This window comes from Vibrio sp. VB16, from assembly GCF_015594925.2.
In the GTDB taxonomy this organism is placed as follows: Bacteria; Pseudomonadota; Gammaproteobacteria; order Enterobacterales; family Vibrionaceae; genus Vibrio.
In genome coordinates this window covers 1489429-1505531 of record NZ_CP087590.1, presented here as the reverse complement: position 1 = coordinate 1505531, position 16103 = coordinate 1489429, and the positions used below count along the sequence as shown (strand labels likewise).

Genomic DNA, 16103 nt, shown 5'->3' with positions numbered 1-16103 from the left:
CATAAACAGATTCTGAGGTGATCGACTCAAAATGGCCCTCAACTGATGGATAAACAAGCGTTAAAGGCTGAGTTTTGTCATATAAAACGACGCAGTTATTACCAAACTTCTATAACGTATTTTTAAGTTTCATTAGCAAAATTTTACGAATTTCACCTAAACGGACCTTGCTCTCTTGATTCCACGGGATCGGTCGTAACAAGGACATCGCTCTAAGCCCTAATCTTGCCGTTAAGATGCCAACACCAAAACCCTGCGCGACTCGAGTAGACACTTTACCCGCGAGATCCATAGAAAGCAGATCCATACCTGCATCAGTGGCCACCTCTGTTGCTCCTGCTACCGCCATGTTAACCAACACCAACTTAAACAGTTTCAACCTTGACCAATAACCGAGTTCGACACCATACACTTGAGCTAACTCATCAATTAGTTTGAAGTTTCGCCATGCAACTAGCAATATATCAACAATAGCCAATGGGCTCACTGCGACAAGTACCGCGGCTTCTGTTGATAGTTTCGCCACAATCGCTTTCGCTTGCTGATCTTGCTTGGTGATGACCATACCTTCATACATTTGCAATATTTCTGCGTCGTTGTGCGTATCGTTTATTGCGTTTTGCCAGCGGTTAAAGCTCGGATTGACGTCGCTAATCCCGCTCTCTTTTGCCAATTGCTCACAAAAAGGCTTTCCTTTACCAAGTCCTGAGCTTTTTAATAACGCTTCACTTTGCTCATGTACAGAAAAATGATGGCGCAATCTTCTTAGCTTTAATAGCTCTTTACCAATTGCCGAAATTCCCAACCCAGCGATTGATGCCATAAACAGAGACCATCCTACCGATAACCAATTCGATGATTGTACCGCTGTAATCACAGTGTCTGCGGCTTGCCAACCGATTAAGCCTGTAAATACAACCAACAAACCCGCACCTAGCCATTTACGTTTTTTACTCGGCCGGATAATTGACTCTAGTTGTTGTTCAGCTAACTCTGCTGGTTCTTCCTCTAACGCCGCAGGAACAAATTTGACCTGTTCTTCGAATGTTTTGTGAGTAGTCAGTTCGATATCATCTTGCGTTGGTGTATCGATATTCTCAGAAAAGATATGCTTAGATTTATACTCTGTCATTTAAGTTTATCCCCAATTAAATATTGCAGTGCTTTATCGATTCTGATGTGGTTCAAAGCGGTATCACTACTCGACTCCATCGGCCGAAAGCTGTTAAAGTCAAAACGATTGTTTTCCCAAAACTCTTTTTTGGGAAGTTTTTCCGGTACTTCCCCGGGGTAGATTGTCAACGGCACACCATCGCTCGTCGTTCCTTGCAATGCAGGCACATTCTCATCACCATTTGAGACAAATCCCGTCGTCGTGGCACGGATTGACGCAATGGTCATACATTCCATATCGATGTTCTCAAAAGCGGCGTGTTGCCATGATGGATGAACCATCTGTTGCAGTAGAGAAAGTAACGAAGTGTGTTGTTCTGGTGTTACATGGTCTGCTTTTGTACTCGCAAAAAGTATCTTATCGATTCGTGGAGAAAATAATCGCTTTAATAGGGAGCTTCTACCGTAGCGAAAGCTTTTCATGATCTGCTCTAATGCACTTTTCATATCATGGAAAGATTCATAACCCGCATTCAGTGGTTGCAAGCAATCGACTAATACAATTTGTCGGTCAAAAGTGGCAAAGTACTCTTTATAAAAACGTTTGACCACTTTCGTTTGGTACTCTTGGTAACGAGTACGCAGCATTCCATAAACGCTATGCTTACTCGCTTTCTTGAGCTGTTCTGGATTCTCGGTATCAGAGTATGGAAAGAACTGTAGAACAGGCGCACCCTTCAACTCTCCTGGCAAAACAAAGCGCCCCGGTTGTACCCAATGTAGCCCTTCCTCTTTGCAGCGATATAGGTATTCTGTATAGACTAACGAAATTCTTTCAATCTCTTTTTCATTCGCTTCCGCTAAAGGGTCTAGATTTTTTAAATTCTCTAACCACGGCTTGGCAAGTTCCGACCGGATCCCTTTCAGCGATGAAAACTGCGTTTCGCTCCACTGTTCAAAACTCATTTCTAATAAGGGTAAGTCAAGTAGCCATTCACCGGGATAATCGATGATATCAAGATACAAAGTTGATGAGTCAGTTAATAGACGTTTAGCCCCTTTTTTAGGTTTATAGCGCAACGCAAGACGGATCTCACTGACATCTTTTGTTGGCTCTGGCCACTGAGCGGGCACTTCTTGTAAAGAGTCCATGGCTTCATCATAGGAGAACCGTGGAACCATCATGTTGGTTTGCGGCACTCTTTTTGCGCCGATCAGCCGCTTGTCTCTTGAGGCGCTAAGAAGCGGTAAATTGTCATCAATAGACGAGTATAAAAGCTGATTGCTCAATGAGGTTATAAACGCCGTTTTACCTGCCTTGGAAAGCCCTGTAACAGCTAATCGCATATGGCTATCCATTCCTCGATGGAACAAGTCATTGACTTCTTGGCGGATTTTTTTCATTAATTTATGCATCCTCTACGAGTTTAAGCACTGAATAGGTTAGCGAGATGATACGTGAGGAGATGTGAAAGAAAAAGAAACAAAGATTGGCTAGCACGACGACCAATCAATCTTTGTTCGGTTATCTATGACGTTGCTAGTCTTCTTCTACCAATTTGTATATGACAAAGAGAGCAAGCTCTAGTAGCAACGTAGTGACGATACTAATCATTACCCACTGCTGATTGAAAACACCAATACCTTGCAAAATCATATCTTTTACAACGAAAAAACCAACGATAACGGCAATGATGAGCTGAAGTACTTGTACAAAACGAGCCATTTTAAATTCCATCCTTGTTTTTATTTTTTGGTCGATATATCTAATTTTGAGGTCGATATAGGATACATCAAATTCTGATAGCACATTATCTGGCGTACCCTAGTTCATAATATTTGTAAAAATATACGATTACTTTTTATTAAATACCATACCATTGATAAATCAAGAAAAAGCGCAAATTATCCTGCGCTTTGTCAACATTAAGTGTCTATTTTGCTGCTTCTGCTATTTTTACTTTCCAAGTATCAGGGCCAATTTGGTGCGCATTAGCACCTCGCGAATCCACGGCGACGGTTACAGGCATATCTTCCACATCGAATTCATAGATAGCTTCCATCCCTAGCTCTTCGAATGCAACGACGCGAGCTTTCTTAATTGCTTTCGCAACTAAATAGGCGGCTCCACCAACAGCCATTAGATAAACCGCTTGGTTCTTTTTAATAGACTCAATAGCTTCAGGGCCTCGTTCCGCCTTACCTATCATTCCCATTAAACCTGTTTCTTCAAGCATCATATCAGTAAACTTATCCATACGAGTTGACGTTGTTGGACCTGCTGGACCCACAACCTCATCCCCTACCGCATCAACGGGCCCGACGTAGTAAATAAATTTACCTTTAAAGTCGACACCTTCAGGCAGCCCTTCCCCGCTTGCAAGCATGCTTTGAATACGTTTATGAGCAGCGTCACGACCGGTTAATATTTTGCCTGACAATAAAACCGTTTCACCTGTTTTCCACTCTTTAACGTCCTCTTTAGTCACTTCATTAAGATTCACGCGACGCGTGTTTTTATCTGCTTCCCACGTGATTTGCGGCCAGTCTTCCAGTTTTGGTGGCGTTAGTTCAGCCGGTCCAGAACCATCAAGTGTAAAATGTGTGTGGCGCGTAGCGGCACAGTTCGGAATCATACAAACAGGTTTAGAAGCCGCATGAGTCGGAGCGGATTTAATCTTGACGTCTACAACGGTAGTGAGTCCACCAAGACCTTGAGCACCAATACCAAGCTTGTTAACACGGTCAAAGATATCCAAACGCAGCGCTTCTTCTGCATTTGACGGCCCACGGTCAATCAAGTCTTGGATATCTATATTTTCCATTAACGACTCTTTAGCCAATACTGCTGCTTTTTCTGCCGTACCACCAATACCTATCCCGAGCATGCCTGGAGGACACCAACCTGCACCCATCGTTGGCAATGTTTTTTCTACCCATTCTGCAATGTCATCTGATGGATTCAACATCACCATCTTGGTCTTGTTTTCTGAGCCGCCACCCTTAGCCGCGATCTGCACTTCAACCTTGTCACCCGGCACCATATTGATATGAACGACCGCAGGCGTATTGTCTTTGGTGTTTATGCGTTTACCCGCAGGGTCAGACAAAACCGATGCGCGCAGCGGGTTATCAGGATTCGTATATGCCTGACGCACCCCTTCATCAACCATTTCTTGGACCGTCAGATCGCTCTCCCACTGAACTTGCATACCTATGTTTACGAAACATGTGACGATACCCGTGTCCTGACAGATAGGCCGACGACCTTCCGCAGACATTCGAGAATTAATAAGAATTTGGGCCATTGCATCTTTGGCTGCTTTACTCTGCTCTTTTTCGTAAGCACTCTCCAACGCCTTAATAAAATCGAGCGGGTGGTAGTACGAAATGTATTGCAGTGCGTCAGCCACACTACTAATTAGATCTTGTTTACGAATGACGTTCATTGCTTGCCTCTCTATTTCATTTTTTGATTCAAAAGAATGTGCCATGACACCCAACTGAATATTATTTAATTTTTAAATTATGATACCCTTGCTCGCAACCTAGCGCCATTCAGTGATTGAACCCTTTGTCACAAATCAAACAAATGAATACCAATAATTTTCGTCACATCAGCACAATTCCACTCGACTACAGCCCTAGCCTTGCGTTAACGCTTTTCACACCAATTTCGGAACTGCCGTGGTCGATGCTGCTCCGTTCTGCTTCTAAGCATCATCCGGACAGCCGTTACGATATATTGGTTACACGACCTATCGCGACACTCGTGACGTCCGGAGAAAAAACCTCAATAACGCATGGTAATGAAGTACAAGAATCCAACCGTGACCCATTCGCCTTACTTCAAGAAACTCAGGAAGCGCTTCTCCCTAATATCGACATAGACATCGATCTCCCTTTTATAGGTGGCGCACTGGGTTATTTTGGGTATGACTTGGGGAGACAAATAGAAACCATCCCTGATATCGCGACGAAAGACATAGACGCGCCAGACATGGCGATGGGTATTTATGAATGGGCAGTTGTCGTTGACCATCTCGAACAAACCGCCTGTATAGTTGGAAACAACATTGAAAAGCACCTCACGTGGTTACTCAATCTAAAAGAGGTCAAGCAGACCCGCTTTGCCCTTTCGTCTCAATGGCAATCAAACATGTCCAAGGCTGACTACACATCAAAGTTTAATGCGGTATATAAATACTTACACTCTGGTGATTGCTACCAAATTAACCTCGCACAGCGGTTTTGTGCCGATTATCAAGGTAGCATTTGGCAGGCCTATCAGATATTAGAGCAGGCAAACCAAGCCCCCTTCTCTGCCTTTATAAAACTGGAAAATAGCGCGGTTTTAAGTATCTCCCCTGAGCGATTTTTACAGATAAAAGGGCAAAGTATTGAGACAAAGCCAATTAAGGGCACACGTCCACGGTCTAAGAATCCAGTAAAGGATATGGAAAACGCCCACGATCTCGTCAATACTGAAAAAGACCAAGCCGAAAATTTGATGATCGTTGACCTGCTGCGCAATGATATCGGTCGGGTCGCAAAGCCTGGGACAGTAAAGGTTCCACTATTATTTGAAGTTGAAAGCTTCCCTGCGGTGCATCACCTTGTTAGCACAGTAGCTGCTGAGTTAGCCACAGAGTACAACGTAACCGACTGCATACGCGCATGCTTCCCAGGAGGCTCTATTACAGGTGCGCCAAAAGTTCGTGCGATGGAGATTATTGAAGAGTTAGAGCCGCACCGAAGAAGTGTTTATTGTGGCAGTATTGGCTATATTAGCCGCACTGGTCATATGGACAGTAGTATTACTATTAGAACGTTAATAGCAACAGAGCAGCACCTATATGCATGGGCTGGCGGTGGCTTAGTCGCCGATAGTCAAGTGGCATCAGAATACCAAGAAACGTTAGACAAATTGAGTCAGATTTTACCGATACTCACGAATTATTGAGAGAATGTTTATAGATGAATTACCAAACGTTGCTACAAAATTTCTGTTTAAACATCCCTGTCGAATATCATGCAGAATCACTCGAGCGTTTGCAAAAGTTAGAACCATCTTCATTACGCAAAGCGGCGGTGCTCATTGCTTGCGTTGAGCGACACGACGGTTTGCATATTATTTTGACCAAGCGGGCTAACCATCTACGCCACCATCCCGGGCAGATCAGTTTTCCAGGAGGCAAACTAGAATCGTTTGATCATTCACTTCAACAAACCGCAATTCGTGAGGCCAACGAAGAGATTGGACTTGACCCTAAATTGGTTACTATTCTCGGACAATTACCTCCATTAATGACATTCAGCCGATTTATGGTTACACCTGTTATTGCCTTGGTGAACAAAGATTATCAGACCACCATCGATGCCAACGAAGTTGATGCCGTTTTTGAGGTACCAGCCTCACACCTATTCGATATAGATCAACTCTATAGCCAAGTTTTCCAATTCAAGACATATTCCCATCGAATCTTCGCTATCCCTTATAAAGGACATTTCATTTGGGGTGTAACAGCGCAAATAATTCAAGCACTGCAACTTCAATTAAATTGAGTTATTCTACACATTGTACTCGTAACGACAATTTGGACTTGTTCAACCAATGATTACTATAAGAAAAGCCAAACTGAGAGATTATTCGACACTGATGGAACTGGAAATAAGTTCCGAGCAACAACCGTTTGTATCGATGTTTGGAGAGTTGTATAAAAATAGATTACCAGAATACGAGTTTTATGTTGTTAATGAGGGCAAAGAATTACTCGGGTTTTTCATATTAGATACCGCCTTTTCAAAAAAATACACCTTTGCAGAAAAGAACGAGTTGGGTCTTCGCAACTTCGTGATTGGAAAACAATATCAGGGCAAAGGTTATGGCACTTTAGCCATGCAACGTATACTCATTTATGCTTATGGTGCTTATGCCGATAGCCGTTCTATCTGCTTAACCGTAAACAAAAAAAACCTTGCGGCTTATCGCTGTTATGAAAAAGCGGGCTTTATTGATACTGGGGTTCTTTATTTTGGTGGTGACGCCGGTCCACAGCATATTATGAGGAAACAAATCGGCTAGTTTATCAACAACAAAAAGCCCATTTTAAATAAAACATAGCCCATCAGACCGGAATTTAGCCTCACTCGTCTTCATTTTGTACTTTTTCTATGTTTATTTGTCATTTGTGCTTGAAGCTATTTATTTGACAGGTAATATCGCAGGTTGAATATAACAATTTCTAAATTTGGTAAACATCGTTGCAAACAAGCGACATGTTTTGCTGTTCATTCTTTATGGAGAATAAAAATAAAATGACTTACGCGCCTGTAAAAGACGTTTTAGGCGGAAAGCTAGCGGTAGACAGTGAAGTAACTGTTCGTGGCTGGATCCGTACACGTCGAGATTCCAAAGCCGGTATCTCTTTCCTCGCCATTTATGACGGCTCTTGTTTCGACCCGATTCAGGCCGTGGTCCCTAATAATTTAAATAATTATTCTAATGAAGTATTAAAACTCACCGCAGGCTGTTCTGTTGAAGTAACCGGTACCATTGTTGAGTCACCAGCGAAAGGGCAAGACTTTGAACTCGCTGCCACAGACGTTAACGTTGTCGGTTGGGTAGAAGATGCGGACACTTATCCAATGGCTAAGACTCGCCATTCTATCGAGTATTTGCGCGAGGTTGCTCACCTACGCCCACGCACTAACGTCATTGGAGCGGTTGCTCGCGTACGTAACTGCTTATCGCAAGCAATACATCGTTTCTACCATGAAAATGGTTACTATTGGATGTCGGCACCTCTTATCACCTCTTCCGATGCTGAAGGCGCGGGTGAGATGTTCCGAGTATCTACATTAGATATGACTAACCTCCCTCGTACAGAGCAAGGTGATATCGATTATAACGAAGATTTCTTCGGTAAAGAGACATTCCTAACGGTATCGGGCCAACTTAACGCTGAGGCTTATGCGTGCGCGCTAAGTAAAGTCTATACCTTTGGTCCTACGTTCCGTGCAGAAAATTCAAACACTAGCCGTCACTTAGCCGAGTTTTGGATGGTGGAGCCTGAGGTCGCCTTCGCCGATCTTAATGACATAGCGTCATTAGCTGAAGACATGCTTAAGTACGTGTTTAAAGCCGTACTAGAAGAGAATCGCGATGACTTAGAGTTTTTTGCTCAACGTATTAATAAAGAAGCAATTACTCGATTAGAGCAATTTGTTGACGCTGACTTTGCCCAAGTCGACTACACAGATGCCATCCAAATTCTCATCGATTCTGGTAAAGAATTTGAGTTCCCTGTTGAATGGGGTATCGATATGTCATCGGAGCATGAACGCTTCTTAGCGGAAGAGCATTTCAAAGCACCAGTGATAGTTAAAAACTATCCAAAAGACATCAAAGCATTCTATATGCGCATGAATGACGATGGCAAAACAGTCGCGGCAATGGATGTTCTCGCACCAGGTATCGGTGAGATTATTGGTGGCGCACAACGTGAAGAACGCCTTGACGTTCTTGATAACCGCATGCGTGAAATGAATATCGACCCGGAACACATGGGCTGGTATCGCGATCTTCGCCGTTATGGGACTGTGCCACATTCTGGATTTGGTTTGGGCTTCGAACGTCTTGTAACCTACGTTACTGGCATGGCAAACGTGCGTGACGTCATTCCATTCCCAAGAACACCGAGAAGCGCAAATTTCTAAACGCTGTCTTTTGCTTCGTTAAATCAGCAAAGCGTTATTTGAAAAATGCTAAGAGCCGCCCAATTTAGGCGGCTTTTTTTATGATTTTCGTTCCATTTTTATCAGCATGAAATAAACTGGTTGGCCATTAGGTCTTATCAATTGAGATAACTGCCGGTGACATTCTAGGGACAGGCCATGTATCAACCGAAGTATCAATTCACTAATACCTTAATGAATTATTTAATCGCTGGCATCATTTTCGGTACGTACGGTGGCCGAGTTTGTCCGATGCTAGAAACATTGTCTGCAGTCGAGATAGGGTCGCATGTCGCCATTACCTTTTTTGCCATGTTCGTCACCCGTCATATATTATCTACACGTGGTTTTTTTCCATTCAATGGACAGCTTTCTAAATTAGACACACTGCTCTTTTTTGCATTCAGTCTCCCGCTAGCAGGGTTCTACAACCTGAGCTATGAATTCCCTTACGACAGCAATTTGAAAGTCATCTTTGGTATGGCATTGTTTGGTTTTCTATCTGGCACTATATTGGAGCTTCTGGAAAAAAATCGACACGTGGCAAGTGACCAATTTCTAACCTCTTTAACTGGCGAACGTCGCTCCATCGTCACGCAGATGATCTCTCTATTTTCGTTGCTTCTTATTGCAACAATTGCATCTCTGACCATGATTGAAGTTAAAGATATCTATTGGCTTGAACATAACCCTGAACGGCTTTTAGATGGCTCCGGTCGAATTAGCGTACTAAAGGAGTTTATCTACGTTTCGTTCGTTCTTATGGCATACGGCGCAACTATTATCGTCCTGTGGACAAAACTGTTAAAACAATTATTCGACTCTCAGGAACTCGCGTTAGAGAAAGTAAGCGCTGGAGAAGTTGATATTCGTGTGCCTATATTCGATAACGATGAGTTGGGGTCAGTCGCGTCGTTAACCAATGATATGCTCGACTCTCTTCACTCTTCTAGAGCAGAAGTAGAAAACACCCGCGACATCGCCATTGTAAGTTTATCCGCATTGGCTGAAACGCGCGACAATGAAACTGGCGCACATATCCTCAGAACACAGCAGTACGTGAAAGCATTGGCCCAAAACCTATCTTCACACCCTTTGCATTCTGAAACGTTGTCTGCCTCGTATATTGACATTCTTCACAAATCAGCGCCGCTGCACGACATGGGTAAAGTTGGCATTCCTGACAACGTATTGCTCAAACCCGGAAAACTCACCGAAGAAGAGTTTGAAATAATGAAGCAGCACCCGCAAATTGGTGCGGATGCCCTCTCCTTTGCCGAAGAGCAATTAGGGCCATGCTCATTCTTAAATGTGGCCAAAGAGATATCATTGACCCACCATGAAAAATGGGACGGTTCTGGGTATCCAAAACAGTTATCAGGCAGCAACATCCCAATCTCTGGACGGTTAATGGCTTTGGCTGATGTTTATGACGCGTTAATCTCGAAAAGAGTCTATAAGCCAGCTTTTAGTCATGAAAAAGCGAAATCTATCATACTGGAGGGCTCAGGCAGTCACTTTGACCCGCTCGTAGTGGAAGCCTTCTTGTCGGTAGAATCTGAGTTCGTTAAGATTGCCGCACGTTTTAAAGATAAAAACCAATAATACTTTTATGCATATTTTATGAACAACAACATTCAACAAGTTCAGCTGAATTTAGGATTTTTACTGTTTAAAGTGCTAAATAGGCTGACTTAAATCATTAAATTCATCCAAATTAACTTTATTTAGGTTTTTCTTCTTTTTTACTGTTGTCAGTTTTCATTCATACAGGTATAAATAAAATAACCCACTACTAATTAACACGGATGAAGATTATGTTTGAGAAAGTTGCTGCGGCTCCGGCCGACCCTATTCTTGGCCTAACAGAGCTATTTAAAAAAGACACCAACCCTAAAAAAATCAACCTAGGTGCTGGTATTTATAAGGATGAGCAAGGAACGACCCCTGTACTTGCTACCGTAAAGAAAGCTGAAGCAGCCATTCTAGAATCTGAAAAAACAAAATCTTACCTCACCATTGAAGGTACTGCAGAATACGGTCTAGCCGTTCAAAAACTCCTGTTTGGTGTTGACGCAGAGATAGTCTCGACTAAGCGAGCGAAAACGGCCCAGGCCCCTGGTGGTACTGGAGCATTACGTCTGGCAGGCGAATTCATTAAGCGTCAATTAGGTTCGCCTAAGATTTGGATAAGCAACCCTACTTGGGCGAACCACAATAGCGTGTTTACCGCTGCAGGTTTAGAAACCGTTCAATACAGTTATTATAACGCGGCGTTAAAAGAGAAAGATTTCTCCGCAATGGTCGCTGACCTCTCTCATGCTAGCGAAGGGGATATTGTTCTACTACACGGCTGTTGTCATAACCCTACCGGTATCGACCCAACTGCAGAAGAGTGGGAGCAACTTGCTAAACTGTGTGCTGACAAGAAACTGGTTCCTTTATTTGACTTCGCTTACCAAGGTTTTGCAAAAGGCGTGGAAGAGGATGCATCAGGTCTGCGTACTTTTGCTAAATTTAATAAAGAAATGTTAGTTGCGAGCTCTTTCTCTAAAAACTTTGGGCTTTATAACGAACGAGTTGGTGCGTTTACAATTGTTGCCGAATCTGATGAAGTGGCAGCAACTGCATTTTCTCAAATTAAGGCCATTATTCGATCGATTTATTCTAACCCACCAGCCCACGGTTCAGCGGTTGTCACTTATATCCTGAATAATCCTGAGCTAAGAGCAGAATGGGAATTAGAAGTCGCAGAAATGCGCGATCGTATTCAAGAGATGCGCACGCTGTTTGTAGAAACACTCAAAGCAGAAGGCGTGACGAGCGATTTCAGTTTTATCGAACGTCAAAATGGCATGTTCTCTTTCTCTGGTCTAAATAAAGGTCAGGTAGAACGTTTAAAGCAAGAGTTCTCTATCTACATTGTAGGTTCTGGTCGTGTCAGTGTTGCAGGCATGACCAAAGCGAACATGGGACCGCTTTGTAAAGGCATCGCCGCCGTTCTATAACGCCGCATTAACCCCATACTTTAAATGAACCGTCCCCGATCAGGGACGGTTTTTTTTGCCTACCTTTTAATACCAATCTAGGCAATTAACTGACCAGCAATATGGGTATTATGGAACAACCATCAAAATTAGTACTAAGCACGCACTTACCTGGCTTGATAAGAGATAGTGTTAACGTTTAGTTTGTCAATTTAGCAATCCAGTTTCAACTGCGTATTTAGCGAGCTCAGCAGTAGAATGCACATTCAATTTATGTTTTATGTTTTGCCTGTGAGTTTCGACGGTTCGGTAACTAATATTCAAAAGACTCGCTATCTTTTTACTACTACTGCCCTGCGCGACGAGTTTTAATACCGCTTCCTCTCGACGACTTAGGGGGTTTGCCTTTTTAGCGGCCGGTATAACCGCTTCAGCAAACAGCGTTTGCGTTGTCGATTCACAGAAGTAGGTTGAACCCAAGTTAACCGTCTTGATAGCCTGTACCATTTTTTCAGCGGATATTTCTTTAAGCATGTACCCAACCGCGCCAGCTTGCATGACATTGATTATATATTCACGGTTGTCGTGCATGGTTAACATCAACACCTTCACATCGGGGAATTCTTCTTTTATTAATTTGGTCGCGTCAATACCATTCATAATTGGCATACTCACGTCCATTAGAACCACATCAGGTTGATGCTCCTTGACTGAATCTATCGCTTCCAATCCATTAGATGCCGTTGCCACAACTTGGATTTCAGGCTCAATCTCTAGTCTGGCCATAAAGCCTTCTAATACAACTTGATGATCATCTACAATGATAATTCTTATCGGTTTTTCCATACCATCAATCCATCCAAGTTAAGCAACACAGTGATCTCCGTGCCTAAATGCGGTTCACTTGAAAGCTCAAACTCCCCGCCAATAAATTCTACCCTTTCTCTCATATTTCGCAGACCAATACCTTTTTTAACTAAACCATCGACTTCGTCAAATCCAACCCCATCATCTCGAATCATCAGCTGTAACATGTTACCCATCTGATGCAAAATAACTGTGATTTTTGAAGCATTTGCGTGTTTTTCAATATTAGTTAGCGACTCTTGGGTGACCCGGTAAAGCGTCGTCGCAATCTCAGAATTAAGCTTGCCGTCTTGAGTATCAAAGAGCGTTTCAATTTCGATCTCAGAATGGGATTTAAAATCCTTTAACAATGTCATCAAAGCGGCTTCTAAACCAATATCATCTAGTGCACTGGGCCTAAGATTATGTGAAATTCTACGAACTTCATTGATCGCCATCGACAATGAACTTTGCGATTTCTCAATGTGTTGGTTAAGCACATCACTCATTTCACTGTGATCCAGTTTGTTATCTAGAATCTCAAGGTGACACTTACTCGATACCAGTAATTGATTGATGCCATCATGTAATTCCCGTGCCAAGTGTTTCTTTTCATCCTCTTGAAACATGACTGTTTTATGAGCCAGTTCTTTTAGGTTTCTATCCGCTAACCTATGTTCATGTAAATTGATAGCCAAGGTCAGTACAATAATGACGGCAACCGTAACCGCCAATATTGAGATAACCGAAAAAAACGTGGTTTCGATATTTTTGTTTACCGTATCTTGCATCTGCATCACTTCATTGCTGATGTCTTCAATATAGAGTCCGGTGCCGATCATCCATCCCCACTTGTCGAGCCAGGCGGCATAACTTAGTTTTTTTACCACTTCATTGGTTGATGGTTTTTGCCATAGATACCGATGAAAGCCACCACCAGCTTGCGCTTGAAACAACAACGCTTCAATTAGGTAATCACCGTTATTGTCTTGGAACTCCATCAAGTTTTTACCAACAAGTTCTGGCAACATGGGATGGACTAAATTTACTCCATTCCTATCGTAAACAAAAAAGTATCCGTCGTTCCCGTAACTCAGTTGGCCTAAGATTGTTTTTACCTGCTCTTGTGCAACGAGATCACTAGATGATGCATTTTCGTATATTGGCAGAATAGCGCTGATTGCCATATCGATACTGTCTTTTAAAGCAGACTCTCGAGCTTGTATCAAGTTATCACGAAATATCTCGATCTCTTTTTGACCAAGTGATTTGGCTTGATAGATAGATATCCAGCTGATACTGGCGCTCACTATAATCAAAGGAATGAGGGTCAATAGGATTAATTTTGCTTTAAGTGGCATTTCTTTTCCCTAAATAACCTGAGCTTGAACCAAATAAAAAAACCGTACGCAAAAACGAACGGTTTTATCATAACAACTTATGTTAATAGTTTGTAATTAATACGGATTAACCTCGGATTCGATCACATTCCATAAAAACCAGGGAAAACCAATAAGCTAACTAAAACCGCCACTTGAATCAGAATAAAGGGCAATACACCTCGGTAAATATCGGCTGTCGTCACCCCTTTGGGTGCAACCCCTTTCAGGTAAAATAGGCTAAAACCAAATGGTGGTGTAAGGAAGGAGGTTTGTAGGTTCATCGCAACCAAGATAGCAAACCAAACCATATTGATCCCCATAAGCTCCGCTACAGGTGCAATAATTGGGACAATAATAAAGCAAATTTCAACGAAATCGATAAAGAACCCGAGAACCAATATCACGAGCATTACAATGATTAAAAATCCCCATTTTTCTCCCGGCAAATCAAGCATCCACTCTTCTACAAGTATGTCGCCACCGGTATAGGTGAAGGCCATAGAAAAGGCCGTTGCACCAAGTAAAATAGCAAACACCATCGCGGTTACTTTTACGGTCTCTTTCGATGCCTCATAAACCATGCGGAAGCTAAATTGCTTATAAATAATCGCAAGAACAATCGCCCCTGTACCACCCAATGCCGCCGATTCTGTTGGTGTCGCAATACCTGCAAATATCGACCCCAAAACAACAATAATGAGGGCAAGAGGAGGAATAACCGCTTTAAGGGCAGTAATGACCTCTTCTTGGCGTGATATCGACTCATCCCTTTCTATCGTTTGTGTCGCTTCTGGATTAAGCTTAGCGTATATAAGGATATAGATAATGTAGGCACCGACTAGTACGAAACCTGGCCATATTGCCGCTTGGAAAAGGTCTCCGACCGGTACACCGAGCACATCCCCCAATAGAATCAAAACGATAGAAGGCGGAATAATCTGACCTAAGGTACCTGAGGCACAAATCGTTCCGCACGCTAGGCCCTTATCATAATTATATTTAAGCATTACTGGCAGAGAAATAAGCCCCATCGCCACAACAGATGCACCTACCACTCCAGTAGATGCGGCTAACAATGCGCCTACTAAAACGGTTGATATTGCTATACCACCACGAACATTCCCGAACAGGCGTCCCATAGACTCTAATAACTGCTCTGCCAATTTGGTCTTTTGCAATACTAAGCCCATGAATACAAACAACGGGACCGCCATCAGAACGGTATTCTCCATTATCGACTGTATTCGATAGGGCATGAAGGCAAACATCTCGATTCCCTCGGCCCAAGTACCAAATAGGAAAGCGATACCACCAAATGTAAAGGCAACAGGAAAACCAAGTAACAAAGCCAAGAGAGCAACAAAAAACATCACTATACCGATCATGATTCGTTCCTCTTTGTCTCTAATAAAGCTCTTTTAGGGCTGATAATATTATTGATAGAATTGAGTAAAAGACCAACGCCACTGAGTGCCATAAACATAAAAGAAAGTGGTATGAGTGCTTTAATAACCCAACGGTAAGCTAGACCACCTGGGTCACCGGATGTTTCACCGAGCGCATAGCTTTCTTTGGCAAAATCGATACCATACCAAGCAACTAAAAGACAAAAAGGGAGTAAAAAAACAAGGGTGCCTATCAGATCAATAATAGATTGTGCTCTTGTGGATAGTCTTTCGTAAAAAATATCCACTCTTACATGTCCCGCAGTACGAATCGCGTAAGGGACACCAAGTAAAAATACGGCAGAAAAAAGGTGCCATTCCAGTTCTTGGAAACCAATAGATACATCGTTGAACGCATAACGCATAACGACATCGTAAACAACATTTATAACAAGCAGGATAAATAAAATACTGGCTAACCAGCCTAATAGATCGCCTATACGATTGAACAACTGTTCCATCTTGATAAGACTTCTCATTCCGAACTCCGTGGAATTTATAATTTAATTATTGCGCTGCCTTATGGCAGCGCTTGTTATTATTATGGATTTCTTCTTAGGGTTCTAGAGCAAGTTGTTATTTTTCTTGCCCTT

At 42.6% G+C, this 16103-nt stretch carries 14 protein-coding genes; 6 read left to right on the top strand and 8 right to left on the bottom strand.

What is annotated here, in order from left to right; translation table 11 throughout:
* Positions 1-109 precede the first annotated feature (109 nt).
* The 4 genes from IUZ65_RS07080 to IUZ65_RS07065 form a co-directional block, all read right to left on the bottom strand.
* Entirely contained in the window at positions 110-1132 is a 1023-nt protein-coding gene (locus tag IUZ65_RS07080; protein WP_195703070.1) for a YcjF family protein, read from the bottom strand.
* Positions 1129-2517 carry a YcjX family protein gene (locus tag IUZ65_RS07075; RefSeq protein WP_195703069.1) on the bottom strand — a complete coding sequence of 463 codons (1389 nt, stop codon included), beginning with the start codon at positions 2515-2517 and terminating at the stop codon, positions 1129-1131. The genes IUZ65_RS07080 and IUZ65_RS07075 overlap by 4 nt, the downstream gene beginning before the upstream one ends.
* 136 nt (positions 2518-2653) lie before the next feature.
* Positions 2654-2839, bottom strand: coding sequence for a hypothetical protein (locus IUZ65_RS07070; RefSeq protein WP_195703068.1), 186 nt, complete (start codon positions 2837-2839; stop codon positions 2654-2656).
* A 208-nt stretch (positions 2840-3047) separates the two neighbouring features.
* The gene (locus IUZ65_RS07065; protein WP_195705028.1) at positions 3048-4562 is read right to left on the bottom strand and encodes a fumarate hydratase; all 1515 of its coding nucleotides are present in this window, start codon (positions 4560-4562) and stop codon (positions 3048-3050) included.
* A 143-nt stretch (positions 4563-4705) separates the two neighbouring features.
* Here IUZ65_RS07065 and pabB point away from each other — a divergent pair, with 143 nt between their 5' ends.
* From pabB to IUZ65_RS07035, 6 genes are all read left to right on the top strand, one after another.
* Positions 4706-6076, top strand: coding sequence for an aminodeoxychorismate synthase component I (pabB, locus tag IUZ65_RS07060; RefSeq protein ID WP_195703067.1), 1371 nt, complete (start codon positions 4706-4708; stop codon positions 6074-6076).
* 14 nt (positions 6077-6090) lie between these two features.
* The gene (locus IUZ65_RS07055; RefSeq protein WP_195703066.1) at positions 6091-6678 is read left to right on the top strand and encodes a CoA pyrophosphatase; all 588 of its coding nucleotides are present in this window, start codon (positions 6091-6093) and stop codon (positions 6676-6678) included.
* A gap of 49 nt (positions 6679-6727) precedes the next feature.
* A complete protein-coding gene (locus IUZ65_RS07050) occupies positions 6728-7198 on the top strand; it encodes a GNAT family N-acetyltransferase (protein WP_195703065.1) in 471 nt (156 codons plus the stop codon).
* 233 nt (positions 7199-7431) lie between these two features.
* On the top strand, positions 7432-8832 hold the full coding sequence (gene asnS, locus IUZ65_RS07045) for an asparagine--tRNA ligase (RefSeq protein ID WP_195703064.1): 1401 nt from the start codon (positions 7432-7434) through the stop codon (positions 8830-8832).
* 177 nt (positions 8833-9009) lie between these two features.
* Positions 9010-10455: an HD-GYP domain-containing protein gene (locus IUZ65_RS07040; RefSeq protein WP_195703063.1), complete on the top strand. Its 1446-nt coding sequence runs from the start codon at positions 9010-9012 to the stop codon at positions 10453-10455.
* 212 nt (positions 10456-10667) lie between these two features.
* Complete coding sequence (locus IUZ65_RS07035) at positions 10668-11858, top strand: amino acid aminotransferase (protein ID WP_195703062.1); 1191 nt, start codon at positions 10668-10670, stop codon at positions 11856-11858.
* Positions 11859-12044: 186 nt separating this feature from the next.
* Here the strand turns inward: IUZ65_RS07035 and IUZ65_RS07030 are convergent, their stop codons facing one another.
* The 4 genes from IUZ65_RS07030 to IUZ65_RS07015 form a co-directional block, all read right to left on the bottom strand.
* Positions 12045-12683: a response regulator transcription factor gene (locus IUZ65_RS07030; RefSeq protein WP_195703061.1), complete on the bottom strand. Its 639-nt coding sequence runs from the start codon at positions 12681-12683 to the stop codon at positions 12045-12047.
* Entirely contained in the window at positions 12668-14044 is a 1377-nt protein-coding gene (locus IUZ65_RS07025; protein ID WP_195703060.1) for a cache domain-containing protein, read from the bottom strand. Before IUZ65_RS07025 ends, IUZ65_RS07030 begins: the two co-directional genes overlap by 16 nt.
* A gap of 122 nt (positions 14045-14166) precedes the next feature.
* Positions 14167-15450, bottom strand: a complete 1284-nt coding sequence (locus IUZ65_RS07020) for a TRAP transporter large permease (RefSeq protein WP_195703059.1) — start codon at positions 15448-15450, stop codon at positions 14167-14169.
* On the bottom strand, positions 15447-15989 hold the full coding sequence (locus IUZ65_RS07015; protein ID WP_195703058.1) for a TRAP transporter small permease subunit: 543 nt from the start codon (positions 15987-15989) through the stop codon (positions 15447-15449). The genes IUZ65_RS07020 and IUZ65_RS07015 overlap by 4 nt, the downstream gene beginning before the upstream one ends.
* Positions 15990-16103: the final 114 nt, after the last annotated feature.

Excerpts from the sequence above, each read along its gene's own strand:
- IUZ65_RS07080 (WP_195703070.1), bottom strand. The coding sequence starts at position 1,132 with ATGACAGAGTATAAATCTAAGCATATCTTTTCTGAGAATATCGATACA.
- IUZ65_RS07075 (WP_195703069.1), bottom strand. The coding sequence starts at position 2,517 with ATGAAAAAAATCCGCCAAGAAGTCAATGACTTGTTCCATCGAGGAATG.
- IUZ65_RS07070 (WP_195703068.1), bottom strand. The coding sequence starts at position 2,839 with ATGGCTCGTTTTGTACAAGTACTTCAGCTCATCATTGCCGTTATCGTT.
- IUZ65_RS07065 (WP_195705028.1), bottom strand. The coding sequence starts at position 4,562 with ATGAACGTCATTCGTAAACAAGATCTAATTAGTAGTGTGGCTGACGCA.
- pabB (WP_195703067.1), top strand. The coding sequence starts at position 4,706 with ATGAATACCAATAATTTTCGTCACATCAGCACAATTCCACTCGACTAC.
- IUZ65_RS07055 (WP_195703066.1), top strand. The coding sequence starts at position 6,091 with ATGAATTACCAAACGTTGCTACAAAATTTCTGTTTAAACATCCCTGTC.
- IUZ65_RS07050 (WP_195703065.1), top strand. The coding sequence starts at position 6,728 with ATGATTACTATAAGAAAAGCCAAACTGAGAGATTATTCGACACTGATG.
- asnS (WP_195703064.1), top strand. The coding sequence starts at position 7,432 with ATGACTTACGCGCCTGTAAAAGACGTTTTAGGCGGAAAGCTAGCGGTA.
- IUZ65_RS07040 (WP_195703063.1), top strand. The coding sequence starts at position 9,010 with ATGTATCAACCGAAGTATCAATTCACTAATACCTTAATGAATTATTTA.
- IUZ65_RS07035 (WP_195703062.1), top strand. The coding sequence starts at position 10,668 with ATGTTTGAGAAAGTTGCTGCGGCTCCGGCCGACCCTATTCTTGGCCTA.
- IUZ65_RS07030 (WP_195703061.1), bottom strand. The coding sequence starts at position 12,683 with ATGGAAAAACCGATAAGAATTATCATTGTAGATGATCATCAAGTTGTA.
- IUZ65_RS07025 (WP_195703060.1), bottom strand. The coding sequence starts at position 14,044 with ATGCCACTTAAAGCAAAATTAATCCTATTGACCCTCATTCCTTTGATT.
- IUZ65_RS07020 (WP_195703059.1), bottom strand. The coding sequence starts at position 15,450 with ATGATCGGTATAGTGATGTTTTTTGTTGCTCTCTTGGCTTTGTTACTT.
- IUZ65_RS07015 (WP_195703058.1), bottom strand. The coding sequence starts at position 15,989 with ATGAGAAGTCTTATCAAGATGGAACAGTTGTTCAATCGTATAGGCGAT.